The organism is Streptomyces sp. CB01635 (assembly GCF_002803065.1).
In the GTDB taxonomy this organism is placed as follows: domain Bacteria; phylum Actinomycetota; class Actinomycetes; order Streptomycetales; family Streptomycetaceae; genus Streptomyces.
This window is the reverse complement of record NZ_NNBL01000009.1, coordinates 1-24,148: the sequence shown is the minus strand read 5'-3', so window position 1 is coordinate 24,148 and position 24,148 is coordinate 1. Positions and strand designations below refer to the sequence as shown.

Genomic DNA, 24,148 nt, shown 5'->3' with positions numbered 1-24,148 from the left:
CGGCTAATGGTGGATAGCTTCGGGGGTTCGGATGCGTGCAGCTCAAGGTGCGACCCAAGACGGGTCCTACGAACGTCCGCACCGACCCGCACAGCCCGGGGGCGCCTCCCCGGCCGACCGCCGGTCGGCGATCCGGCAGGCCGCGCTGCAGCTGTTCGCCGCGCAGGGCTATCGGTCCACCACCATGGCCGACATCGGGGCCGCGGTCGGCATCCGCGGTCCGAGCCTCTACAAACACGTGGAGTCCAAGCAAGAGCTGCTGGTCGAGATCATGATCGGGACGATGGAGCAGCTCATCGCCGACAACAGGGCGGCCGTCGCCGGAGTGGACGACGTCCACGAGCAGTTGCGCCGCTCCGTGGAGGCGCACATCCGCTACCACGCGCGCCATCGCCTGGAGGCGTTCGTCGGCAACCGTGAGATCGGCAGCCTGGAGCAGCCCGACCAGGACCGGGTCCTCAGCCGCCGCAGCGCCTACGAACGCCGCTTCCGCGAACTCATCGAGCGGGGCGCCGCCGAGGGCGTCTTCCATGTTCAGTCGGCGAGGATCGCCTCGTACTCGATCCTGGACATGGGTATCGGTGTGTCCAGCTGGTTCCACGAGGTGGGCGAGTTCACCGTCGACCAACTCGCCTACCAGTACGGCGACATCGCGCTACGCATCGTCGGTGTGGCTGAGCAGCGCTGAAGCGGCGCTCGCCCTTGTTGCTTGTGGACGGATCGGTGGTGAGGAGCTGCGCGACACCGCGGATCGGGGCGGAACAGACCCGCAGTGGCTCGCCGACACGGCCCAGCAGGCATGGAGTCTTCACCTCGCGGGACGGGCCATGGACGGTTCGGTCCTCGTCTGCGAGGCATCGCCCTAGGGCCGCGCCGCCTGCGGACTTCCTCGGCGGTGTAATCAAGCAGCCGCTCGGCACCTGGGCTCCAGTCCGTCAGCACACCCTGTCTATCGACCGTGGCGTATCCCTTGTCGCCCGGCTCGGGGAGATCGCCGAGGGTGCTGTGGAACACGGCGTCGTGCAGGTGTCACACCCGCTACGTGGGATGTGGGTCGGGGCGGATTACAGCTCACTTGCGCCAGCTGGGCTTGGACGCGTTCGGAATCGACCTATCGCCGGGGATGATCGAGGTGGCCCGGCGTGACCACCCCGATCTGCGGTTTGAACTCGGCTCCATGACGGACCTCGACCTCGCCGATGGCTCGATGGTCGGCCTGGTCGCCTGGTACTCGCTGATTCACATCCCCGACACGGAGATCGACACGGTCTTCAAGCACTTCCATCGAGTGCTGCAGCCAGGCGGATCGCTGCTCCTCAGTTTTCATGTCGGGGACGAGTCGAAGATGAAGACGGAGGGCTACGGCGGCCACCCGATGAAGGTCCACGTCCATCGTCGTCGGCACAGCCAGATGACCGGCTGGCTTAACGAGGCCGGCTTCACCGTCGACCAACACAGCACGCTCACCTCGGCCGAGAGCACCCTGGGGGGAATCATCCTTGCCCGCCGTCAGCCTGACACCCAGTGAGATCCCTCATCTGGTAAGCCGCCGGTAGCAGATGAGGGTGGCGGCGATGCCAGCCTGCAAGCCAGGCCACCGTTCGCTCCACGGTCCAACGATGTCGGCCCAGCCGCTGGGAGGACTCAATGCCCTTGCGCGCGATGTGCGGAGTGATGTTCCGCGAGCGCAGCCATCGCCGCAGGTGGTCGTAGTCGTACCCCTTGTCGCCATGGAGCTTGGCGGGCCGTCGCCGGCGCGGTCCACGCCGGCCTCCAGGCCCTTCCTGTCGTGGGTGTTCGCAGCGGAGATACCAATGGAGAGAGGCAGACCGGTTCGCTCGGTGATCAAGTGGATCTTTGAGCCCTTCTTCCCGCGATCTACGGGATTCGGACCCGTCAGGTCCCCCCTTTCGCTGCCCGCATGTTCACTGAATCGATCGCACAACGCGACCAATCCAAGGCGCCGCGCGCACCGAGCTCGTCCAGGACCAAGCGATGAAGCTTGCCCCACACCTGGGCACGGCTCCACTCGGTAAACCGCCGGTGAGCGGTTGGCCCGGACGGCCCGAAGCCTGGCGGGAGCTGGCGCCACGTGCAGCCGGTCGTGGCCACGAACACGATGGCCGCCAGCACTTGGCGGTCCCCGTACCGACGTCGGCCGCCACCTTGAGGCCGTACCGGTGCAGCCGGGACCACCCGCTGGAACAACTCCCACAACCCTTCCGGCACCAGCCGCTCCACCATCGCCATCACGCCCACCAGCTTAGTGATCAAGCCAGTTGAGACGATCACTTAGGCGTCCTCGGACGGCCCAGAGCCGGCCCCGCTTTGTGTAGCTCTGGCCGAGCCGGATCCCCGCGAGCGTGGCCGTTGGGGATCTGCGCGCGGCGAGACGGCGCGCAGAGTAACGGCTCCGGAGGGCGGTTGAGTCCGGGGGGAATGCTCAGATCTTTGACGACAGATCCTGGATAGACCTGGTGGGAGGCGGGCTGAGCCGATCGGCGTAACGATGGGTGTGGAGGTGTTTTCGAATGCCCAGCGGTGACGTGCTCGTACTCATCGATGAGAGCGGCCGGGTGATCGAGTGGAGGCGTCCGGCCGAGGAGCTGTTCGGTTGGTCCGCCGAAGAGGCCGTCGGCGAGTCCGTGACCGCGCTCATGCGCGAGGTCGCCGCTGAGGGCGAACGGCGGGGGGAGAGCTTCTCGGATGCGGCCGCGGTGCTGGTCAAGCCGGTACTTCGAGGTACTTCCGTGTTGTGGCAGATGCTCGCAGCGGGGGACACCATGTCGGGACAGGACGTGGCAGCCTTGAAGGCTGCGTTCACCCATTCCCCAGTGGGACTGCACGTCCTCGACAATCAGCTTCGCGTGGTCCGCATGAGCACCGCCACCGGCGGGCCACATGACACACCAGTGAGGCACCTGCTGGGCAAGCATTTCACCGAGGCGTGTGAACTCGAAGACCCCGAGGAAGAAGCCGCTGTGGCGCAAAAGGTCCTGGAGAGCGGAGAACCGGTCGTGAACCGGCTCGTCCGGCGCATCAAGGCACCAGGCCAGCCCACGCACCGTATCCACTCTGTCTCTTACTTCCGCTTGGAGGACTCCGTCGGCAATGTGGTCGGACTGGTGGCATCCACGGTCGACGTCACCGAGCGAGAGAGCGCACAGAACCGCCTGGCCGTCCTGGACACGGTCCGTACACAAGTCGGGCACCGGCTGAACGTGATGGATGTCTGCCGGGAGCTGGTGGAGGCAGTAGTGCCCGCCTTCGCCGGCATCGCCGACGTCTCGGTGATCGAAGACGTCGTCTGCGGAGAGGACCCTCCCCCGGTACCCGTCCACCGGGACGTTCCACTGCGCCGAGCAGCCTTCCAAGGCCGAATCGCGGGTCACCCGCTCGGAGTCGTGCGACCCCTGCCAGCTGGCACCCCCTTCTCGGACGTCCTGTCCGACCTTCGGCCGCGCCTCGTGGCGATCGAGGAGGACAGCTCGTGGCTGGCCGTCGACCCGGCCCGAGCCGACGTCATCAGGCGATCCGGTGCCCACTCCTTGATCGTGGCACCGCTGGCGTTGCGCGGTCATGTTCTGGGCGTGGTCAGCTTCTACCGCCACCAGCAAGAAGACCCCTTCGAAGAGGAGGACGTCGCGGTGGCGTCCGCTGTGTGTGCGCACGCTGCGCTCTGCATCGACAACGCCCGTCAGTTCATGCGTGAGTGGATCATCGCGCGAACCGTCCAGCGCAGACTTCTCCCGCACCAACCGGCGACACATGCCACCGTGGAGATCTCCCAACTGCACCTTCCTGCTCCGGAGGGTGGCGGCGCGTGGTCCGACGCGATCGCACTGCCCGGCGCACGGACCGCGCTGATCGTCGGCGACGTGGCAGGGCAAGGTATCGCCGCGGCCATCACGATGGGACTCCTGCGGACGGCCGTCCATACACTCGCCGCCCTGGACCTGCAACCCGACGAGCTGCTGGCCCGCCTCAGCGACACCGTAGCCCGCCTCGTGGCCGCGCGCGCAACGCTGCCTCCCACGGATCCCCTGAACCGCGAGCCGCTCACCGCCGGCTGCATTATCGCGATCTACGACCCGGTCGATCTCACCTGCACCATCGCCCGCGCCGGCCTCCCCGAGCCGGTCGCGGTTTTCCCCGACGGTACCTCGGCCGGCCTGGCCGTTCCCTCAGGCCCCCAACTCGCCGAAACAGGCAACGCCCCGTTCCCCGCGACCACCGTCGACCTCCCCGAAGGAAGCACTCTGGCGATGGGCACGGCCGCGCTCGCGGACGCTGTCCTGGCGCCATCCGGTCCGCTTCGCCGGCTCCTGGACGGCGCCAGCACAAGGCCCCTGTCGGATCTGCGCGACGACGTCGCGCAAGCGCTCACCGGCGGCCACCCGACCGGCGAGGCCCAGATGCTGCTCGCCCGGACGAAGGCGCTGCCGCAAGATCGGGTACTGACCCGCACCCTGCCTGCGGACCCCGAGGCCGCCCCGATCGCCCGCGCAGCGGCCCGCCGCCAACTGGAAGCTTGGGGCATGGACGAGGAAACGGCGTTCACCACCGAGCTCATCGTCAGCGAGCTCGTCGGCAACGCGGTCCGCTACGGCGCTCCGCCGCTGCAGGTACGACTGATCTTCGAGCGGATGCTGACCTGCGAGGTCAGCGACACCGCGACCAGCGCTCCGCAGGTGAAACATGCCCGCACCATCGACGAGACAGGCCGAGGACTGTTCATCATTGCGAGCGTCGCGGAACAGTGGGGCACCCGCTATCAAACCCAGGGAAAGACCGTTTGGGCAGAGCAACCGACAGGAATGTCAGCGGAGCGCCGAAACGGTGCCGGGCGCGCTTCGTGAGCGCGGTAGGCGAGGCCCACCGCGCGGTGTCCCGGATCGCGAAAGCGGACGACGGCCAGGGCAAGCTCCTGCGGGGCCTGGGTGACCACCTACCGCAACCCCGTGACTTCGACGACTGGCACTGGCTCACCCAGCTGAACCAGGCCCGCGCCGTCGCCTTCGGCATCCGCCACTTCCGTTCGCACGCCCCGTACTGCATGGGCACGGTCGTTTGGCAGCTCAACGACTGCTGGCCGGTCGTCTCCTGGTCGGCCGTCGACGTCGACGGCCGGCGCAAACCCCTCTGGTACGCGCTGCGCGAGGCATACGCCGACCGGATCCTCGTCGTGCGTGACGGAGCGGTGTACGCGGTCAACGACGGTCCACAGATCTGGGCGGGCCCGGCTGAGCCCGACGCGGCCGTCACCGTGACCGCGCCGGGCTCGGACTCCGTGCCCCTGCGCGTGGCCCGGCGCTCCCTTTCCGGCGCCACGCTCGGCGAGGCGGAGATGTCGGTCGACTGCGCGCCCCGGTCGGTGGCACGCATCGAGCTCCCGGTCGAGCTGACCGGGCCGGACGACAAGACCCGCGAGCTGCTTGTGGCCGAGCTCGGAGGGCAGCGCGTGGTCGAGTTCTACGCCGAAGACACCGAGGTGGCCTTCCCCTGCGCGGACCTTACCGCCCACGTCGACCCGCTCGGTCCGGGCGAGGCCGACGGCTACCGCGTCACAGTCGACGCGCACACCCTCGTACGGGATCTCGCGCTGTTCCCCGACCGGCTCGACCCGGCGGCCGTGGCCGACCGGGCGCTGGTCACCCTGCTGCCCGGCGAGCAGGGGGCCTTCGAGGTCACCGGCGCCCGGCTCGACGATCCATCGGCGCTCAAGAGCCGACCTGTCCTGCGCTGCGTGAACGAGGCCACGGCGCCCAACTGAAACCCCTCGGGCCGGTCCCACCGCGTCCCCGCTGTCACTGGGGCGGGCCCGAGGAGCTCGCACACTGTTCGGGAAGGGTCACCCCTGCACTGAGACACTTGCGCAGGGCCGTGCTCCGCAACAGCGCCCCGGTCGCGCTGTGCGCCGTCGGCGCCACGGCCACCGCAGCCGCCACATCCAGCGCTTCGGTTCCCGACGCCGACCACCAGCACGTCCTTACCTTGGTACGGGCGGGAGTTGCGGCAGTCGCAGGCGTGCAGCAGCTCACCGGGGAAGCACTCCCGGCCGGGCCGGCCGGGCAGGCGGGCGGTGGGGTTGCGACCGGTGTTCGCGACGACCGCGCGCGCGGGCCGGCTCGCGACCGTCCGCGGTCCGCAGCAGCCAGCCGCCGCCCTCGGTAGGGCACCGCTCGACGCGGGTGACCTCGATGCCGTGGACGTCGGCGTACTTCTCCAGGTACCGGATGATGTCGTCCCGCGCGACCCAGCGGCCGGACGCACGCGGGATGGGCAGTCGGCGAAGCCGCGGTCGGAGGCCTGCATGGCGCAGATGGCTTCGACGTAGCGGGTGAGGCCGTGCTCGGTCGGCGCGGCGGCGCGAGTGTGTCACATGGCGCAGCGTCAGCACGATGTCCTCGATGCCGACACTGCCATCCGCACGGGTCTCGATCGCGCTCGCCGAGACGTCCAGCCGACGGTCGCTGCATGCAGTGGTTGCAACCCCTGGGTCGGCTGGCGCAGTTGGTCAGACTCTGATCGACGCCAGGCTCGCGCTTCCGTCGGGTGCGGAGTCGTGTGGATTTCGACCGTGGTTCCTTGAAGTAAACCTCTCATAATTTCATGACGGCCTCTTGCCAGGCAGAGATAGTACGTGTTCGGATTAATTCCGTCGGCCGGGCTCCGCGTCATCGGTTCTGATGCCGGCCTCGTGCCGTGGTCCGATGCGCGCCCTCTTTCATCGCCGTTCCAGGCGGTGGACGTCTCCCACCACCCTCTTTCTTTGGAGCAGAGACATGCACGATCTCGCCTCCGTAGACCTGCTCGACGCGTTCACCCGTGAACTCAGGCTGTGCAAGCTCCAGCCGGGCGAGCATGTGGTCGTCCTGTCCGAGCCGACGAGTCGCGGCGACTACATCGCGGCGGCCTTCGGAGCGGCGAAGGCCTGCGACGCCCATGTCATCTCCGCCACCGTGCCCGGCGGCAATCCGGCTCCCGCCGACAGCACTCGCACCGGCGCGGGTCCGGGGCTGACCTCGGTGCTGAACGACACCACCGCCCAGGAGATGCTCAAGGCTGCCGACCTGGTGGTCGACCTGACCCGTGAGGGCTTCATCCACGCGCCCCTCCAGCAGGAGATCCTGCGCGCCGGCACGCGCATCATCTTCGTCTGTGACGCCCCGGACGTCCTCATTCGCAACCTGCCGAAGGAGGACGACAAGGTCCGCGTCCTCAAGGGCGTCGAGCTGCTCAAGTCCGCCTCGGTGATGCGGGTGACGTCCGAGGCAGGCACCGAACTCACCGTCGAACTGCCGGGATCCAAGCCGGAGTTCCAGGTGGGCTTCGCCGACGACCCGGGCCGCTGGGACCACTGGCCGAGCACCATGGTGCTGTGCTGGCCGCAGCTTTCCGACGGCCGGATCGTGCTGACGGAGGGCGACATCCTCCTGCCGTTCAAGGAGTACGTGCGCCGGCCGGTCACTCTGGAGATCGCCGGTGGCAACATCGAGAAGGTTTCCGGCGGTGCCGAGGCACAGCTGCTCAACACCTACTTCGAGGACGCCGACGACCAGTGGGCTCGCAGCCTTTCCCACATGGGCTGGGGCCTCATGAAGACCGCCGACTGGTTCGCCACAGCTCTGTACGGCAAGGAAGAGCTGATGGGCATGGACGCCCGGGCCTTCGCCGGCAACTTCCTGTGGTCCACCGGCCCTCACCCGGTACTCGGCCGTGAGTCGTACGCCCACATCGACGTCGCCATGCGGGGCTGCACCGTCTCCGTCGACAGCACGGACGTCGTCACCGCCGGACGGCTCGTCGAGGCCTGACACCCCGCCCAGCTCCGCCCGGCCACCACGCGCCGCATCCCTCGTCTGGAGAATTCATGGCACCTTCCCAATCGTTCGAAGTCGTCATCGCCGGTGGCGGACTCGGCGGGGTCACCGCAGCACTGGCCTTGCGGCACCGAGGCATCAGGGTCACCGTGCTGGAACAGGCGGCACAGTTCGGCGAGATCGGGGCGGGCATCCAGACGGCCCCCAACGCCAGTCGCGTCCTGCTCGGCCTCGGCCTGCGCAAGCAGCTCGAAGCCATCCACACCGAGCCTCAGGATCAGGTGCGGCGCAGGTGGAAGGACGGCAGCGTCGTCGGGCTCACCCAGCTCGGCGAGCGCTGCAAGCGGGAATTCAACGCCCCGTACTGGCACTACCACCGTGCCGATCTGCACCGCGTCATCCTGGACGCCTGCGTGGACCCGAACGGCCCCGGACCCGTCGTCGAACTGCACACCGACAGCCGCGTGGACGGCCTGGACCGGAGCAACCCGCGCCGTCCGGCGGCCATCACCGAAGACGACCGGCGCTTCGAGGGTGACGTCGTGATCGGCGCCGATGGCATACGTTCACGGGTCCGTGACCTCATGGGGCTGCCCGACACCCTAGAGTTCTCAGGCGAGATGGCCTTCCGGGCGTTGATCCCCGGCGACCTCATCGCCGCAGACCCGGCCACCCGCTTCCTCGTCGACCGCTTCCAGAGCACCATCTGGTACGGCCCCGACCGCCACCTCGTCCACTACATGATCCGTGGCGGCGAGTACCTGAACATCGTGGCCTGCGTCCCGTGCACCGACGAGGTCGCCGAGAAGTGGACCGTCTCCTCCGACGCCGACGCGCTCGTGGACGCCTTCCCCGGCTGGGACGACCGCGTCGCCGCGATGCTGTCCAAGGCGAAGGAGGACGTCTCCTGCTTCGCCCTCTACCGGAGGCGTCGCGACCCGGTCTGGACCGATGGTCACCTGTCGCTGCTCGGCGACGCCTGCCACGCCATGCTGCCCTACCAGGCGCAGGGTGCCTCGCAGGCGATGGAGGACGCCGCCGTCCTCGCCGAGGAGCTGGGCCGGGTCAACGCCGACGACATTGCGGGAGCCCTGCACCGCTACACCGACCGCCGCGCCAAGCACGCCGGGATGGTCCAGGACGCGTCGCTGCAGAACAAGACCTTCTATCACTTCCCCGACGGCCCTCTGCAGCAGTCCAGGGACGCCGAGTTGGGGCGCTCCTTCGACGGTGAGTCGGACGTCTCCTACCAGTGGCTCTGGGGCGGGACACCCCTCAACGACCCTGACCTGGAGGCGATCACCTACCCGTTCGCGCGCTGACCGCCGGCGGCCAGCCGAATCCGTCCCACCACAACCGCCGAGCCGCACCCGCACCGCCCACTCACCGTCCCCGACGCCCCCTATGGAGCGAACGTGAAAACAGGCGATCAGATCGTGCAGGACCTGCCCTGGAGATGGTCGGTCCAGGGAAGAATCTTCATCATCGGCGGCCTCGGCTACCTCTTCGATGCCTACGACATCGCCCTCAACGGCTTCCTCATGCCGCTGCTCGGCGACCACTTCGATCTCACCCTCGCCGAGCGCGGTCTGGTCGCGACCGCGAACCTGGTCGGCATGGCCGTCGGCGCCGTCGTCTGGGGAGCAGTCGCCGACCGGATCGGACGCAAGCAGGCATTCAGCGTCACTCTGCTGATCTTCGCCTTGTTCTCGGCCCTCGGCGCCCTCGCTCCGATCTACTCCGTCTTCCTGCTCCTGCGCTTCCTCGCGGGCGTCGGCCTCGGCGGCTGCATTCCCGTCGACTACGCGCTGGTGGGCGAGTTCTCGCCACGCAAGTACCGGGGCCGGGTCCTCACCGCGCTCGACCTGTGGTGGCCGATCGGCGTCACCCTGTGCGGTCTGCTGGCCACCAGCTTCGTCGGGGTGGCGGGGGACTGGCGGTGGATGCTCGCCACGATGGTGTTGCCGGCACTCCTGCTGTTCTGGGTGCGTCGCGGCATCCCGGAGTCGCCCGTCTACCTCACCAAGAAGGGCCGCGAGGCGGAGGCCAGAGAGGTCATCGACGACCTGGTGGCCCGCACGGGAGCACCAGTCGAGCCCTACAGCATCCCCGCACCGCAGCAAGAGACCGGCCCGCGCGGCGTCGCCGCCGCAGTGCAACAGCTCGTCGGTATCTGGCGGTTCGATCCGCGCATCACGTCGGTGGCCTGGCTGCTCTTCGCGACGATCATGCTGGTGTACTACGCGGCCCTCAGCTGGATGCCGTCCATCCTCAAGGAGGAAGGTCAGGGCGACACCGCCGCCTTCATGAGCACCACGATCATGAGCGCCGTAGGTATCGCCGGTGTCCTGCTCTCCACCGCCCTCGTCGACATCGTCGGCCGCAAGTGGCTGATCGGTGTCTCGGCGCCGCTCGCCGCCGCAGCCCTGGTCGCCTTCGCGGTGGTGCGGCACATGGCGACGCCGTCCGTTGTCGCCATCGCCGTTTTCGGCCTGCTCGCCCAACTGGCCATCCCCGCCCTGTACGCCTACGCCGCCGAGCTCTACCCCACCCATCTGCGGGCCAGCGGCTTCGGCTGGGCCTCATCGGTCAGCCGCACGCTGACCGGATTCGCCCCGCTGCTCTTCGGCTCGGTCATGTGGCCACTGCTGGGGCTGCCCGTCACCTTCGCGGTGCTCGGGGCGGCGGTGCTGGCCGCCGTGGTCTGGATGGCGATCGCCGCACCCGAGACCAAGGGAGCGGTCCTGGACGCCTCCGACGAACCGGCGCCGGAGACCCGTGCCGTGCCGGAAGCTGCCGCAACCTGACCTGCCCCAGGGCCCCCGATACGTACCCAGACCGGAGGAATCCGATGAAGCCCGCCCCGTTCGCCTACCACCGGGCGCGAGATGTCGACGGCGCACTCCGTCTGCTCGCCGACCTCGGTGACGACGCCAAGGTGGTCGCCGGCGGACAGAGTCTCGTCGCGATGATGAACTACCGACTGGCGCGCCCGCGCCATCTGGTCGACATCGCGCGCCTGCGGGAACTTGACCGGATGGAGCGTGATTCCACCGGCGCCTTGCGTATCGGGGCGCTCACCACGCACCACACCGTGGAACGTGATCCGCAGGGAGTGCTCGGGCGGGACTTCGCCGTGCTGAGCCGGGCCATGGAGTGGGTGGGGCACCTGCCCATCAGGACCCGCGGCACGGTCGGCGGAAGCCTCGCGCACGCCGACGCCACCGCCGAGTGGTGCCTGCTCGCGGTGGTGCTGCGCGCCCGGTTCGTGGTCCGAGGTCCTCGTGGCGAGCGCACCATCCCCGCCTCGGACTTCTTCCACGGCTACTACACCAGCGATCTGGCACCGGACGAACTCCTCGTCGAAGTCGTCTTCCCGCGCCCCGCACCCCACGCGGCGCTCACCGAATTCGCCGAACGACGAGGAGACTTCGCCCTGGTCGCCGCTGCCGTGGACCTGGACCTGGACGTGGTCGACGGGACGGTGCGCGGGGGCCGGGTCGGGCTCGGCGGTGTCGCAGCCGCCGTCGTCCGCGTACCGGAGGCCGAGGAAGTCCTGGCTGCGGGCGGCTCGTTCGCCGACTGTGCCGCGACAGCGGCCGCAGCCGTCGACCCGCCCGAAGACACCGCCTACCGCAAGAGCCTTGTCCGCACCCTTGTACAGCGCGCCTGCGAGGAGGCCATTACCGCATGAGCTCGACACCGAACTCCCGTCAGCTGGTGGGGCGTTCAGTCCCGCGGCGCGAAGACCCCCGGCTGCTGACCGGGCGCGGACGCTTCGTGGACGACATCGCACTGCCCGGGATGCTCCACGCCCAGTTCGTGCGCAGCACCGTCGCCCACGGCGAGATCGTGTCCGTGGATCTGTCCGCCGTACGACAAGTTCCCGGCGTGGTGGCCGCCTTCACCGCCGAGGACCTGCAGCTGGGCGACATTGTTGCCGAGTTGGCGCGCCCGCTGAGCGAGTACGTGCCGACCGCGATGCCGATCCTCGCCCGCGACCGTGTCCGTTACGTCGGCGAACCCGTCGCCGTGGTCGTGGCGCGCGACCCCTACGCGGCCGAGGACGGCCTGGAGGCCGCCAAGGTCAGCTACTCCACGCTCGCGCCCGTCACCTGCGAGGAGGACGCGCTGGCTCCGGACGCGCCCCGCCTGCACGAGGAGGCGGCGCACAACACCCTCGTCGATGTCTCGCTCTTCGCCACGGAGGGCATCGACGACATCTTCGCCGGCGCATACCGCGTCGTGGATGTCGAGACCTGCACCGGCCGGCAGAACGCCCTCCCCCTGGAGACCCGCGGCGCCGTCGCGCACTGGGACGAGCGCGAGGAACAGCTCGTCGTCCACACCTGCACCCAAGTACCGCACCAGGTAAGGACGGTGGCCGCACGCAGTCTGCGCCTGGACGAGCGGGCGGTGCGGGTCATCGTCCCCGACATGGGCGGCGGCTTCGGGCAGAAGTGCGCGGTGGGCCGCGAAGAGATCGCGGCGGCGGCTGCCGCACTGCGCCTGCGCCGTCCCGTGAAGTGGATCGAGGACCGCAAGGACGCGCTGACCGCCTCCTTCCTCGCCCGAGAACAGCACTACAGGGCGCGCGCGGCCTTCGATGCCGAAGGCCACATCCTGGCCCTCGACGCCGACGTGGTGTGCGACATGGGCGCCTACTCCTGCTACCCGTTCACCGCCGGCATCGAGCCGCTCATGGCCTCCGCCGAGATGCCCGGCGTCTACCGGGTCCCCGCCTACCGGGTACGCGGCCGCGCGATCACCACGAACAAGGCGCCCACCGGCCCGTACCGCGGAGTGAGCCGCCCGCAGTACGTCATGGTCGTCGAGCGTCTCTTCGAGCGCGCCGCCCGCGAACTCGGCCTGGACCCGGTCGAGGTGAGGCGCCGCAACGTGATCACCGAATTCCCGTACACCGGCGTCAACAACATCACCTACGACCCGGGCAGCTACCTGGAATCCCTCAACCTGTGCGAGCAACAGCTCAGGGACGAAGGCTGGTACGAGAAGCAGGCCGAGGCGGCACAGCACGGCCGTCACATCGGCATCGGCTACTCCTGTTTCAGCGAACGTACCGGCTACGGATCCGCCGCCTTCGCCCAGCGAAAGATGCAGATCGTGCCCGGCTTCGACATCTCCGAGGTCCGCATGGACACCACCGGAGCCGTCACCGTGACCACCGGCACCCTCAGCCACGGACAGAGCCACGAGACGACCATGGCTCAGATCGTCGCCGACGAACTCGGCCTCGACCTCGCCAAGGTCAAACTCCACCAGGGCGACACCGACCGCATCACCTACGGCTGGGGCACCTTCGCCAGCCGCTCCATCGCCATCGGCGGCAGCGCGGTGCGGATCGCCGCCGGGCGCCTCGGCGACAAACTGCGCCACATCGCGGCCGCCCGCTGGGACACCGATCCCGACGATGTCGAGCTGACCGGCGGGGGAGCCAGGCGCCGCGGCCCGGCGGGGGACTTCCTGTCCTACGAGGAACTCGCCGACATCGCCTACCTGAAGGCACACCTGCTGCCCAAGGACATCGAACCAGGCCTGAGCGCGACCGCCACCTTTGACGTCCTCAACGACGGAACCTTCTCCAACGCCACCCACGGCGTCGTCGTCGAACTCCACCAGGGCACCGGGCGGGTGGAGATCCTGCGCTACGTGTGTGTCGAGGACTGCGGCGTCGCCATCAACCCCCAAGTCGTCGAGGGACAGTGCCGCGGCGGCATCGCCCAGGGCATCGCCGGCGCCCTCTTCGAACAGATCACGTACGACGCCCAGGGCGAACCGTCGGCCACCGGGTTCATGGACTACAAGGTGCCCACCGCCCACGAGATCCCCGACGTCCTGATCCGCCACCTCGAAACGCCCTGCGCCTTCACCGAGACCGGGGCCAAGGGGGCAGGCGAAGGCGGCACCATCGGCGCCCCTGCCGCCGTACTCAACGCGGTCAACGACGCCCTGCGTCCCACCGGCGTGGAGCTCGACAACACCCCCATCACACCCCGGACCGTCCACCACGCCCTGAACCACCAGGAGCTCCCCGCATGACCAACCCCAGCAGCACGCAGGACCTGCAACTGCTCACCCTCGACATCAACGGCGAACGCCACGAGGTGATCACCGAGTCCCGACGCACCCTCGTCGACGTACTCCGCCACGACCTGCACCTCACCGGCACACACGTGGGCTGCGAGCACGGCATCTGCGGGGCCTGCACCGTCCTGGTCGACGGCCGACCCGCCCGCGCCTGCCTGATGTTCGCGGCCCAGGCGGAAGGTGCCGAGATCCGGACCGTGGAGTCGCTGGGAGGCAGTGGCGGCGAACTCGCGGACCTGCAAGAGGCGTTCCGGGACCACCATGCACTGCAGTGCGGGTTCTGCACCCCCGGCTTCCTGATGCTCGCCGAAGGGTTCCTCACCGAACGCCCCGAGGCGACCAAGGAAGAGATCAGAGACGTGGTCGCAGCCAACCTCTGCCGGTGCACCGGCTACCAGACCATTGTCGAGGCCATCGACGCCTGCGCGACCGCCCGCCGCACCGCGTGCGCACAGGGCCGCAAGGGGACGAGCCGCAAGGAGACGACAGGATGCAACTGACCAACACCGTTGCGGTGAAGGCCGCGCCCGACGAGGTGTTCGCCCTCGTCAGCGACGTTCAGCGGGTCGCCTCGTGCATGCCGGGTGCCGCCCTGGAAGGCCAGGACGGCGACGCGTGGCGTGGCGCGGTCAAGGTGAAGGTGGGACCGATCACCGCCGCCTACGCCGGCACCGTCCGCTTCCTGGAGGTCGACAGCGACAGGCGACGGCTGCGGGTCCACGCCACTGGCGCCGACACCCACGGCAGCGGCGACGCCGAGGCCGAGGTCGTCCTGGAGGTGATAGCAGCACCCGGTGGCGCACAGCTCAACCTCGACACCGACCTGGTCATCCGCGGGAAGATCGCCCAGTTCGGCAAGGGCGCCATCGCCGCCGTGTCCGGGCGCATCCTGGAGCAGTTCGCGCTGAACCTGGGAAACCTGCTGGTCGCCCCCGTGGCCGCAACCGAGGCAGCATCGTCCAGCGCCGCGCAGCCTGCTGTCACTCCGTCGGTTTCTGCGCCCGCCCCCGCGGAACTCGACGGCCTGTCCCTGGTCGCCGGACCGCTGCTGAACAAGTACGGACCGGTCGCCGCCGCCTTCGCGGCCGGCCTCGTCCAGGGTTGGCTCCTCGGCAAGCTGAAGGCCCAGTCCGCTCAGCTGCGCGACCTCCGGAGGCCCGCATGAGCAGCGGGCTCTACGGCCGTACGACCGACGACACCTACGAGCAGGCCGGGTTCGGGGCACCGGTCCAACGCGGCAATCGCCCCGTGATTCTGGTCGTCGACCTCACCCGCGGCTTCACCGAGGACGGTTACGCCACGGGCAGCGACCTCACCGACGTGGTCAAGTCGACCACGCGACTCATCGAGGCCGGCCGCCCCGCCGACGTCCCGGTCGTCTTCACCGCCATCTCCTACACCCGGGCAGAAGCAGCCGGCGACTCGGTGACGTGGCTGCGCAAGGCACCGGGGATGCGCTCCCTGGTGGACGGCAGCGATGCCGTCGCCCTTGACCCGCGATTGCCCTGGCAGCCCGGACAGGACCACCTCGTCGTCAAGAAGGGCGCCTCCGCCTTCTTCGGTACCGGCCTCGCCGCCACCTTGACCGGCCTCGGCTGCGACACCGTCCTCGTGTGCGGCGCGACGACGAGCGGCTGTGTTCGGGCCACTGCGGTGGACGCGGTCCAGTCCGGCTTCCCGGTCCTGGTGCCGCGCGACTGCGTCGGCGACCGGGCCGACGGCCCCGCGCAGGCGGCGCTCTTCGACATCCAGGCGAAGTACGGAGACGTCATCGGCCTCGACGATGCAGTCGGCTACCTCGCCGCCCTGCCTACATCCCGATTGCCTGCGCCCTGACTGTCTGCTCTCCGGCGCGACCACCCCTGAGCTCTTGAGGACGAACCCCATGACACAGCGCTCGCTCCTGCAATCCGCGCTCGCCGACCTCGCCGACGTGCCCGCCACCAGCCGCTGGATCTGGTCCGGCTCCGTACGCCTGCACGCGCTGGACTACGGGGGAGACCTGCCCCCGCTTGTCGTCCTCCCCGGCATCACCAGCCCCGCGATCACCATGGACTTCATCGCCCGTGAACTGACCGACCTGGTCCGGCCGGTGGTCCTCGACGTGCGCGGTCGCGGTCTGTCCGACGACGCCCCCGGACACACCCTGGAGGCGTACGCCGAGGACGTCGAAGCCCTGATCACCGGACTCGGTCTCGAACACCCGCTGCTGTTCGGCCACTCCATGGGCGCCCGCATCGCGGCCGTCACCGCCGTGCGGGCCAAGGTTCCCCTGGGCGGTGCCGTCCTCGCCGACCCGCCGATGAGCGGCCCCGGCCGAGACGCCTACCCGACGAGCCTCTGCACGTTCCTCCGACAGCTCGCCGAGGCCCACCGCGGCACCGACGCCGACGAGGTCGCGGGCCACTGGCCCACCTGGCCCCGTCACGAACAGGAACTGCGGGCGCGCTGGCTGTCCAGCTGCACACGGGAAGCGGTCACGGGCACTCACCACGGCTTCGAGAACGAGGACTTCTTCACCTGGTGGCCGCAGGTGCCCGCCCCCCTCGCCCTGCTGCACGGCGCGGACAGCCCGGTCGTGACGTCCGCCGGCGCAGCTGAAGCCGCAGAGGCCAACCCCGCCGCCTCTGTACACCGGATTCCCGACGCTGGGCACATGATCTTCTGGGACGCGCCGACGACTGCAGTTGCCGCACTGCGCACGGCCCTTCGCGGGATGCTCACCGGCCGCGAACCCGGCTCCGACGCCGTGGTTAAGTGTGGACATGCCTGATGAGACCACAGCTGCCGAGACCACCCCCAGGCCCCCCGCCGAGCTGACCGCCGCCCCCGGCTACCAGGTTCGCCGCCTCTACCAGGCCTACCTCGCCGTGTGGTTGAGGGAGGTGGACCCGGTGCTCACAGGACCACAGTTCGCGGTGCTCCAGACGATCCAGGCACACCCCGGGCGTGATCAGCGCTCCCTCGCCTCGGCGGTAGCCCTTGACACCTCGACGATGGCCGACGTCGCCAAGCGCCTCGACAACCGTGGGCTGATCATGCGTCAGACCGCAGCTGACGACGGGCGACGCAAGCTGCTCTACCTCACCGAGGACGGCAGACACGTTCTCCGCGAGGCCGAACACCGCGCCCGGGCCCTGGACAAGCTCCTCCTCGAGCCGTTCAGCGAGACCGAGCGCACCACCTATCTGCACATGCTCACGTCCCTCGCCGATCACTGGGTGGGACTGGCCGGGGGGCCGACCCCGACTCCCTCCCGATAGCCGGTCCGCCGTGCTCCGGGCGGGGAAGTGAACGCCCCGCCACAACCGGAGGACGACAACCCATGACGGACCATCACATCGGTCTCATCGTGCCCAGTTCCAACCTGACGATGGAGACCGAACTGCCCCGGATGCTCCACGCCCGGGAGACGGTCGAGCCCGGCGACCGCTTCGTGTTCCACAGCAGCAGGATGCGGATGAAGCACGTCACCCCCGAGGAACTGCGGGGGATGAACGCGCAGACCGAGCGGGCCGCGAGTGAGCTCGCCGACGCCAGGCCCGACGTCGTCGCCACCGCCTGCCTGGTCGCCATCATGGCCCAGGGACCGGGCTACCACTGCACCGCCGAAGCCGAGATCACCGCAGCCCTGCAGGCCGAGAGCGCCGAAGCCCCCGTCGTCTCCAGCGCGGGCGCACTGCTCAGCGGCATCGAGGCGCTCGGCGCCCAGCGGGTCGCGATCATCACGCCGTACATGAAGCCGCTCACCGCCAAGGTCGTCGCCTACATCGAGGACGCGGGGATCGAGGTGGTGGATGCCCTGAGCCTCGAAGTCCCCGACAACCTGGCCGTCGCCCGTCTGAACCCAGCGGATCTGCGCGAGCACCACCGCCGGCTCGACCTGAGCCGGGCCGACGCGCTGGTGCTCTCGGCCTGCGTGCAGATGCCGTCCCTCGCCTCCATCCAGACGGTCGAGGACGAGACGGGGCTGCCGGTGCTGTCCGCCGCGACGGCGACGGCGTACCGCATCCTGCAGGAACTCGGTCTGCCTCCGGTCGTGCCGGGAGCCGGAAGTCTCCTCGGCGGACGCTCCGCCGAACTCGCCGCCCACTGAACCCGGAACCGAGCGGGGGACACGTCCAGGCTCGGCGGCGGTGTCCCGGGCCGGCGCGGCCGCGTCGATCCCCACCGCCGCCGAGATCGGCGCCCCCTGCTCATCGACGAGCGTGACCTCGCCGCCGCGGAAGCGAAGGACGGCGGCCTGCGCATCGGCGACCGGAGTCTCCGCGCCCTCGTCCTGCCCGCGACGACCACGCTGCGGTCGAGCGAGACGATGGACACGCTCCGCGACCTGCTCACCGCGGGTGTACCGGTACTGGCGAGCGGGCCGAAGCCGGAGGTCTACGAACACGGGCCACAGACAGCGAGCGCGGACTGGGAGCGCCTCGGTGTATCGGTCACGAGCCTCGCACCGTCCCCGCTGCCGCCGAGCTGCCCGGCCTCTTCCCGGCACCGGCACAGGAGCTGTCGGTGTGGGATCTGTCGGTGCGGGCGATACGGAAACCGCCGTGCCGATGGGCGACGCAGGCAGCCACCATGCTTGAAGGACTCGACCCGCTGCTCACCCCGGACCTGCTGCACGTCCTTTCCGAGATGGGGCAGGGCGATACGATCGCGATGGAGGTCGTCGGAGACCCGGACACGATTCCCGATGTGCAGGCCGAGGCCATCCGTGCCGCCTCGCGGCCCGCCGACCTCTCTCTCGACGTGGAGTCGATCGCACGGCTGTGGCCCCGGACCTCGTCCGGGGCCACAGCCGTGCGGTCAAATCCCCGTGGTCACCCGCCGAGCCGCACGCCGCGTGCGTCGAGGAACGCCGCGAGTTCGGTCGCCGTCGGGCCGGTCGCCGGCCCGCGCCGGGTGACCGCGAGAGCGGCCGCCGCGTTCGCGCCCCGGGCCGCCTCGGCAGCGGGAACTCCGCGGCCAAGGAGTGCCAGGAACGCGCCGACGTGCGCGTCCCCGGCCCCGTTGCTGTCCACGGCGTCCACCGGGAACCCGGGCACGTGCACCGCATCACCGCCGTCCGGCGCGGCCAGCCAGCAGCCGTCCTTGTCGGCCCGCACCAGCACACCGGCCCCGGCCCGCAGCCGCCCGCGCAGCACCTCGGCCGCCGCGCGCGGATCGGCCTGCGAGGTCATCAGCTCGGCCTCCCGCGCATTGCAGCTCAGCCAGTCGGTGCGGGCGAGCACCGGGTCGAGCACCGCGGCCGGGATGTCCGCCACCAGCGGCGCCGGGTCGAAGCAGACCCGTACGTCCTCCGCGAGGTCCGTCACCACCTCGGCCAGGAGCGGCCCGTTGACCTCCATCACCAGGCCGTACCCAGAGACCTGCAGGAGGTCGCCGCCGCGCACGGACCCGGCGATCGTCCGCGCCTCCTCGGGGGTCATCCGTGCGTCGACCCCGAAACTCGTCACGAACGTACGCTCGCCGCCGCCGTCGACCAGCGCCACGCAGAATCCGGTGTCGCCGTCCGTGCGCGCCCTGAGCACCGTGCCGATGTCCTCGGCCGCGAGCGAGGAGCGTACGAGGTCGCCGTACGGGCCGCTGCCGTGCAGCCCCGCGTACACGGCCTCGGCGCCGAGCCGGCGCGCGGCGGTCAGCGTGTTGAAGCCGCCGCCCGCGTACAACTCCGTACGCGTACCGATGACGTCGCCACCGCGCTCCGGCAGGGCGGGCACCTCGATGACCAGATCGGCGATGACGTTTCCGGCGAGCACGACACGGGAGCGGGCGGTCATCGGGCGGCCTCCTCAAGGGTGGTGGAGTCAGCGGCAGGGGTGGTGAGGGTCACCTGCGAGCGGCGCCCGAGCAGCGCGTACAGCGCGCCGCCCACGACGATGGCGATGAGCCAGCCGAGCCCGTTCACCCCGAGCCAGGAGTCGGCGAGCGGCCCCTTGAACCACACGTCGTCCGCGCTCGTCGCGGCCGTCGTGAACAGCAGCCCGGCCACGATCGCCGCCAGCCAGGCGGTGACGGCGGGCAGATGGAAGCCGCCGCGGTACCAGTACCGGCTGCCCCGACCCGTGTTCATCAGCGCCGACGGGTCGTACTCCCGTCCGCGCAGCATGTCGACGGCGATCACCCCGATCCACGCCGAGATCGGCACGGCGAGCAGCGTGAGGAACGTACTGAACGGACCGTAGAAGTCATCGGCGATCAGCATGAAGTAGATGCCGCCGAGGAACATCAGCACGATGTCGATGCAGACCGCCCAGGCGCGCGGCACCCGCAGACCGAGCGTGATCATCGTCAGGCCGGCCGAGTACGTGGACAGGTGATTGGACATCAGCAGCCCGCCGAACGCCGCGATCAGATACGGCACCGCCATCCACGACGGCAGCATCGCGTTGATCGCGGCGACCGGATCGGCGGAGGTGGCGAGGGACGGGTCGCCGGCCGTGAGCAGCGAGCCCAGCGAGATCAGCAGCACGAGCGGGATGCCGGCGCCGAAGGCCGAGGCGCGCACGAGGCGCCCGCCGGGGATCGACCGCGGCAGGTAACGGGCGTAGTCCGCCCCCGCGTTGGCCCAGCCGATGCCGGTGCCCGAGGCGATGAACCCGATACCCGCGACGACCGCGCTGGCACGGCCCGCCGGTGCGTCGAGCACCTTCTGCCAGTCGACGGTGGCGACGAGGAAGCCCATGACGACGAGGTTCAGGACCCCGAAGGCCACCGTCGCCCACTTGTTGATCCACATGATCGTGGCATGCCCGAGCCCGCTGATCAGCAGGGTGCAGAGGATGAAGACCAGCAGACAGACCAGGGTGAGGACGGTGCCCTTGCCCACCCCGAACAGGGTGTTGAGGAGAGCGAGGAGGGCGTACGCCGCTGTGGTCGTCGTGATCGTCTCCCAGCCGACCCGGCTCAGCCACGTCATCAGCGTGGGGCCGTGGTTGCCGCGCTGCCCGAACACCGCGCGCGACAGCGTCAGGGCCGGGGCCCCGCCCTTCTTGCCGGCCAGGCTGAGCGCGCCCACCAGGGCGAACGATCCGACCGAGCCGACGACCGCGACGAGCGCGGCCTGCCAGATGTTCAGGCCGCGGAAGGCGACGAGCGTCGCGCCGAGCGGCAGCCCGAGGATCGATATGTTCGCGGCGAACCACGTCCAGAACATCTGGCTTGCGTGGCCGTGCCGCTCGGTGTCGGGGACCGGCTCGATCCCTCGGGTCTCCACGGTGCCGACGCGGTCGTTCTTCGTTGAAGCGGCCATCGCGGAACTCCTTGCTGGGCTGTCGGTGGGGTGGGTGTGTGGAGCGCTGGGTGTCAGGGGCGGTGGGTGAGCAACTGATGTGTCAGAGGCTCCAGTTCGAGGTCGTTGACCTCGTGCAGGGTGCGTACCTCGGTGGCGGGCAGGGCGGCGAAGCCGTGCACGGAGCCGGCGATCGCGCCCGCGATCGCGCCGATCGTGTCGCTGTCGCCGCCGAGATTCGCCGCGAGGAGCGCGGAGCGCCACGGGTCGCCGTCGGCCAGCGCGAGTACCGCGAAGGCGGCGGGCACCGACTCCTGGCTGGCGACGCTGGTGCCGATGAGCGCGTCGATCCGGTCGAGCGCCGCGTCCTCGTCGAGGCCGACGACCAGGTCGCGCGCCCAGCCGATCCGCGCCGAGATGCTGGCGCCCGCGATCCAGTGCCCGCGCCGGGCACCGGCCGCAGACAGGCTGATCGCGGCGTCGAAGGCGTCGTCGAGGCTGCCACCCGCGACGCCGGTGGAGACCGCGGCCGCGACCGCCGCCGCGCCCGCGATGCCGACGGTGGTGTCGTGCGTGACCTGGCAGGACTCGACGACCCGGTCGAGGAACCGCTCGGTGTCGGGAGCGCAGGCGAAGGCGATGCCGACCGGGGTGACCCGCATCGCGGCACCGTTCGTGGTGCCGTACCTCCCGGCCTCCTTGGGGTCGGTGCCGCGGGCCACGGAGTCGAGCGCCGCCTTTGTCGACGGGCCGAGCAGGTCGAACGACCCCTTGGCCTTCATCTCCTTCTCCCAGGCGAGGAGTTCCTCGGCGAACCGCAGCGGGTCGACGTGCCCGCCGCCCTCGACGAGCAGCCGCGCCACGATGACCGCCTGGTCCGTGTCGTCGGTGACGGACCCGGCGGGCATCCCTGCGCTGACAGGGTTGTCGGGCTGCGCGGATTCGAAGCCGCGCAGTGTGCCGTAGACGCGGACGACGTCGGCGCGCGACATGACCTGCGTCGGCATGCCCAGGGCGTCGCCGAGCGCGAGGCCGTAGAAGGCCCCGAGGGCGCGGTCGAACTGGGAGGTGTCGGTCACAGGTGGCCTCCTCGGCCGGTATGTACGTGCAGTTGGAACCGGGCGGGATCCAGCAGGCTCGTCACCTGCTCGACCACGCCCCCGTCCGCGTCGCGGAACACCTGGGCGACGCGGAGGAAGGACTCGCCGGGGGAGCGGTGCAGGGCCGAGGCGTCGGCGTCCGCCAGTCCCGCAACGCCTATTTGTGCCTCGGCGGAGTCCGGGATCCGGCCCGCCGCGGTGAGCGTGCGGCTCAGCGAGTCCCCGTCCAGGCCGCGGTCGGCCAGACCGGCCAGCGCGCCCACGGCGGGCACCCGGCTGAACTCCAGGGAGACACCGTGTCCGTCGGGCAGTCGCCGCACCCGGTCAAGAGCAGTGAACTCATCGCTTTCCAGGCCGAGTTCGGCGGCCAGGGCTGCGTCCTTGATCCGCTCGAACCGCAGGACGTGGGTGCTGAGTTCGGTGCCTTGATCGGCGAGGGCCCGGGTCCAGCCGAGCCGCTGGTCGAGCGGGGCGCCGTCGAAGGTGACGATCGAACCGATTCCGGCGTGCGTCTCGATGAGCCCTTGCTCGCCCAGGACCCCGAGGGCCTGCCGCACGGTCGTCCGGCTGACCCCGAATCGCTCCCGCAGGGCGTGCTCGCCGGGCAGCTTGGCGCCGTCCGCATGCACACCCGCACGAATCTCGTCGGCGAGGGCCAGGGCGACGCGATGATGCTTATAAACCTGTCCAGGCATGTCTAGAAGGTAGACATGAAGAAGCCGACCTGTCTAGACCTGCCCGGTGTGGATTCGATCGGCCGCTCCGGGCGCCTCAGGGGGCCCTCCCCCTCCAGAGGGGCCGAGCAGCCGCACTCATCGCTCTCTTGCGGCGCTGGACGTGGTGGCAATCGGCCCCCACTGCAGGCGCAGGATCAGCGTGCGGATCGAGCGAACGGTGGGTGGGCGGCCTGGTCTCTTCGGCCGGCAGGTGTGGGCGTGGTGCTGCTTGATCAGGTTGCGGTGCCGGCGCGGCACGGGGTCGGGTTGGACCAGTAGCCGGAGCCGGAGCAGAGCCTGGCGCGGGAGTGGCATCAGCAGGGCGGCGAGGAAGGCTCGGTCTCCCGAAGTGAACTTCACGCGGTACGCGCCGAGTTGCCGTTCGAGGATCGTGATCTGGTGGCGCAGGGCAAGGGTCTCCGCGTCCTTGTCGCGGTCGTCCATCGGCAGCAGTCGCAGCTTGGCGAACGCGTTGGTGACGGTCAGGTGGGCGAGACGAAGCAACACAAGTGCTCATCCTGCCGCGGCACCGTACAGTCCCCTGAGCTGCATGGACGGCATTCTCGGCAGGCGCAGTGTCCGTGGCCACGTAGCGCTTGCGCCCTTTGATCTTCTTGCCCGCGTCGATGCCCTGGCTCGCCTCGGAGACGTTTGCGGAGGTCTTCACGCTCTGCGCATCGATCACGGCTGCGGAGTGAGTCGCAGGCCGGCCCTGTGCGCGGCGGGCTTTGTCACGCAGCAGATCGTGGACTCTTTGAGCGGTGCCATCCACTTCCCGCTTCGCGTAGTAGTCGTACGCGGTCTTGTACGGAGGGAAGTCGTGAGGCAGGTACCCCCGCGGGATGCCCGAGCGGTTGACGTAGCGGATGGCGTTCACGATGTCCCGTAGATCATGCACCTGTGCCGCGGTTCCCGGGCCGGTCCGGGCGGCCCGCCATGCTCCGAACACTGGCTTGATCAACGCCCAACGGGCATCAGAGACGTCACTGCGATAAGGGCGCTGCGGTCTCACGAGACGTGCAACGACCAACCATCGCCGCAGTCACTTCCAACACCCCAGTCACCTGCAAAACAGATCAGTTGCCCTCTAGGGGAGTCACCCTCCGAGGGCATCGTCCTGGTCTCCGAGTCGGGCTGAACGCGTGACCTGGGTAACGCGGAGGGGGGTCG

The 24,148-nt window shown here is 69.7% G+C and carries 21 protein-coding genes and 2 pseudogenes; 16 read left to right on the top strand and 7 right to left on the bottom strand.

Going from position 1 to position 24,148, the window contains the following annotated elements; translation table 11 throughout:
- Positions 1–31: 31 nt before the first annotated feature.
- The 3 genes from CG723_RS23290 (at position 32) to CG723_RS23285 (ending at position 1,528) form a co-directional block, all read left to right on the top strand.
- A complete protein-coding gene (locus tag CG723_RS23290) occupies positions 32–688 on the top strand; it encodes a TetR/AcrR family transcriptional regulator (RefSeq protein WP_100595416.1) in 657 nt (218 codons plus the stop codon).
- The gene (locus CG723_RS46365) at positions 669–866 is read left to right on the top strand and encodes a hypothetical protein (protein ID WP_159032525.1); all 198 of its coding nucleotides are present in this window, start codon (positions 669–671) and stop codon (positions 864–866) included. The genes CG723_RS23290 and CG723_RS46365 overlap by 20 nt, the downstream gene beginning before the upstream one ends.
- A 92-nt stretch (positions 867–958) precedes the next feature.
- Positions 959–1,528, top strand: coding sequence for a class I SAM-dependent methyltransferase (locus CG723_RS23285; RefSeq protein ID WP_100595415.1), 570 nt, complete (start codon positions 959–961; stop codon positions 1,526–1,528).
- 37 nt (positions 1,529–1,565) lie between these two features.
- On the opposite strand, the pseudogene CG723_RS23280 reads toward CG723_RS23285, so the two are convergent.
- Positions 1,566–2,250, bottom strand: a pseudogene (locus CG723_RS23280) (IS5 family transposase); the annotation flags it as partial.
- 281 nt (positions 2,251–2,531) lie between these two features.
- Here CG723_RS23280 and CG723_RS23275 point away from each other — a divergent pair.
- From CG723_RS23275 to CG723_RS23210, 13 genes are all read left to right on the top strand, one after another.
- A complete protein-coding gene (locus tag CG723_RS23275; RefSeq protein ID WP_100595414.1) occupies positions 2,532–4,859 on the top strand; it encodes a SpoIIE family protein phosphatase in 2,328 nt (775 codons plus the stop codon).
- On the top strand, positions 4,856–5,773 hold the full coding sequence (locus CG723_RS23270; RefSeq protein ID WP_100595413.1) for a hypothetical protein: 918 nt from the start codon (positions 4,856–4,858) through the stop codon (positions 5,771–5,773). Before CG723_RS23275 ends, CG723_RS23270 begins: the two co-directional genes overlap by 4 nt.
- Before the next feature lie 1,012 nt (positions 5,774–6,785).
- Entirely contained in the window at positions 6,786–7,817 is a 1,032-nt protein-coding gene (locus tag CG723_RS23260) for a hypothetical protein (protein WP_100595411.1), read from the top strand.
- Between the two features lie 56 nt (positions 7,818–7,873).
- Positions 7,874–9,145, top strand: coding sequence for an FAD-dependent monooxygenase (locus tag CG723_RS23255; protein WP_100595410.1), 1,272 nt, complete (start codon positions 7,874–7,876; stop codon positions 9,143–9,145).
- Between the two features lie 93 nt (positions 9,146–9,238).
- On the top strand, positions 9,239–10,630 hold the full coding sequence (locus CG723_RS23250) for an MFS transporter (protein WP_100595409.1): 1,392 nt from the start codon (positions 9,239–9,241) through the stop codon (positions 10,628–10,630).
- 44 nt (positions 10,631–10,674) lie between these two features.
- Entirely contained in the window at positions 10,675–11,517 is an 843-nt protein-coding gene (locus tag CG723_RS23245) for an FAD binding domain-containing protein (protein WP_100595408.1), read from the top strand.
- A complete protein-coding gene (locus CG723_RS23240; protein WP_100595407.1) occupies positions 11,514–13,883 on the top strand; it encodes a xanthine dehydrogenase family protein molybdopterin-binding subunit in 2,370 nt (789 codons plus the stop codon). The genes CG723_RS23245 and CG723_RS23240 overlap by 4 nt, the downstream gene beginning before the upstream one ends.
- Entirely contained in the window at positions 13,880–14,431 is a 552-nt protein-coding gene (locus CG723_RS23235; RefSeq protein WP_100595406.1) for a (2Fe-2S)-binding protein, read from the top strand. Before CG723_RS23240 ends, CG723_RS23235 begins: the two co-directional genes overlap by 4 nt.
- Positions 14,422–15,096, top strand: coding sequence for an SRPBCC family protein (locus CG723_RS23230; RefSeq protein ID WP_100595405.1), 675 nt, complete (start codon positions 14,422–14,424; stop codon positions 15,094–15,096). The genes CG723_RS23235 and CG723_RS23230 overlap by 10 nt, the downstream gene beginning before the upstream one ends.
- Positions 15,093–15,767: an isochorismatase family protein gene (locus CG723_RS23225; RefSeq protein WP_100595404.1), complete on the top strand. Its 675-nt coding sequence runs from the start codon at positions 15,093–15,095 to the stop codon at positions 15,765–15,767. The genes CG723_RS23230 and CG723_RS23225 overlap by 4 nt, the downstream gene beginning before the upstream one ends.
- 49 nt (positions 15,768–15,816) lie before the next feature.
- Positions 15,817–16,704: an alpha/beta fold hydrolase gene (locus CG723_RS23220; RefSeq protein WP_100595403.1), complete on the top strand. Its 888-nt coding sequence runs from the start codon at positions 15,817–15,819 to the stop codon at positions 16,702–16,704.
- Positions 16,697–17,194, top strand: coding sequence for a MarR family winged helix-turn-helix transcriptional regulator (locus CG723_RS23215; protein WP_100595402.1), 498 nt, complete (start codon positions 16,697–16,699; stop codon positions 17,192–17,194). The genes CG723_RS23220 and CG723_RS23215 overlap by 8 nt, the downstream gene beginning before the upstream one ends.
- Before the next feature lie 62 nt (positions 17,195–17,256).
- Positions 17,257–18,027, top strand: coding sequence for a maleate cis-trans isomerase family protein (locus CG723_RS23210; RefSeq protein WP_100595401.1), 771 nt, complete (start codon positions 17,257–17,259; stop codon positions 18,025–18,027).
- Positions 18,028–18,751: 724 nt separating this feature from the next.
- On the opposite strand, the gene CG723_RS23205 is transcribed toward CG723_RS23210, so the two are convergent.
- The 6 genes and pseudogenes from CG723_RS23205 to CG723_RS49290 form a co-directional block, all read right to left on the bottom strand.
- On the bottom strand, positions 18,752–19,711 hold the full coding sequence (locus tag CG723_RS23205) for a PfkB family carbohydrate kinase (protein ID WP_100595400.1): 960 nt from the start codon (positions 19,709–19,711) through the stop codon (positions 18,752–18,754).
- On the bottom strand, positions 19,708–21,183 hold the full coding sequence (locus CG723_RS23200; protein WP_100595399.1) for a purine-cytosine permease family protein: 1,476 nt from the start codon (positions 21,181–21,183) through the stop codon (positions 19,708–19,710). The genes CG723_RS23205 and CG723_RS23200 overlap by 4 nt, the downstream gene beginning before the upstream one ends.
- 53 nt (positions 21,184–21,236) lie before the next feature.
- Entirely contained in the window at positions 21,237–22,241 is a 1,005-nt protein-coding gene (locus CG723_RS23195; protein WP_100595398.1) for an ADP-ribosylglycohydrolase family protein, read from the bottom strand.
- Positions 22,238–22,957 (bottom strand): GntR family transcriptional regulator, encoded by a 720-nt coding sequence (locus tag CG723_RS23190; RefSeq protein ID WP_100595397.1) that lies wholly within the window; start codon positions 22,955–22,957, stop codon positions 22,238–22,240. The genes CG723_RS23195 and CG723_RS23190 overlap by 4 nt, the downstream gene beginning before the upstream one ends.
- 117 nt (positions 22,958–23,074) lie before the next feature.
- Complete coding sequence (locus tag CG723_RS23185; RefSeq protein ID WP_234374465.1) at positions 23,075–23,485, bottom strand: hypothetical protein; 411 nt, start codon at positions 23,483–23,485, stop codon at positions 23,075–23,077.
- A 250-nt stretch (positions 23,486–23,735) separates the two neighbouring features.
- Positions 23,736–23,990, bottom strand: a pseudogene (locus CG723_RS49290) (transposase); the annotation flags it as partial.
- Between the last annotated feature and the right edge of the window lie 158 nt (positions 23,991–24,148).

Coding starts and splice junctions, on each gene's coding strand:
- CG723_RS23290 (WP_100595416.1), top strand. CDS start 32: ATGCGTGCAGCTCAAGGTGCGACCCAAGACGGGTCCTACGAACGTCCG.
- CG723_RS23255 (WP_100595410.1), top strand. CDS start 7,874: ATGGCACCTTCCCAATCGTTCGAAGTCGTCATCGCCGGTGGCGGACTC.
- CG723_RS23245 (WP_100595408.1), top strand. CDS start 10,675: ATGAAGCCCGCCCCGTTCGCCTACCACCGGGCGCGAGATGTCGACGGC.
- CG723_RS23210 (WP_100595401.1), top strand. CDS start 17,257: ATGACGGACCATCACATCGGTCTCATCGTGCCCAGTTCCAACCTGACG.
- CG723_RS23260 (WP_100595411.1), top strand. CDS start 6,786: ATGCACGATCTCGCCTCCGTAGACCTGCTCGACGCGTTCACCCGTGAA.
- CG723_RS23215 (WP_100595402.1), top strand. CDS start 16,697: ATGCCTGATGAGACCACAGCTGCCGAGACCACCCCCAGGCCCCCCGCC.
- CG723_RS23190 (WP_100595397.1), bottom strand. CDS start 22,957: ATGCCTGGACAGGTTTATAAGCATCATCGCGTCGCCCTGGCCCTCGCC.
- CG723_RS23225 (WP_100595404.1), top strand. CDS start 15,093: ATGAGCAGCGGGCTCTACGGCCGTACGACCGACGACACCTACGAGCAG.
- CG723_RS23235 (WP_100595406.1), top strand. CDS start 13,880: ATGACCAACCCCAGCAGCACGCAGGACCTGCAACTGCTCACCCTCGAC.
- CG723_RS23275 (WP_100595414.1), top strand. CDS start 2,532: ATGCCCAGCGGTGACGTGCTCGTACTCATCGATGAGAGCGGCCGGGTG.
- CG723_RS23220 (WP_100595403.1), top strand. CDS start 15,817: ATGACACAGCGCTCGCTCCTGCAATCCGCGCTCGCCGACCTCGCCGAC.
- CG723_RS23200 (WP_100595399.1), bottom strand. CDS start 21,183: ATGGCCGCTTCAACGAAGAACGACCGCGTCGGCACCGTGGAGACCCGA.
- CG723_RS23240 (WP_100595407.1), top strand. CDS start 11,514: ATGAGCTCGACACCGAACTCCCGTCAGCTGGTGGGGCGTTCAGTCCCG.
- CG723_RS23230 (WP_100595405.1), top strand. CDS start 14,422: ATGCAACTGACCAACACCGTTGCGGTGAAGGCCGCGCCCGACGAGGTG.
- CG723_RS23205 (WP_100595400.1), bottom strand. CDS start 19,711: ATGACCGCCCGCTCCCGTGTCGTGCTCGCCGGAAACGTCATCGCCGAT.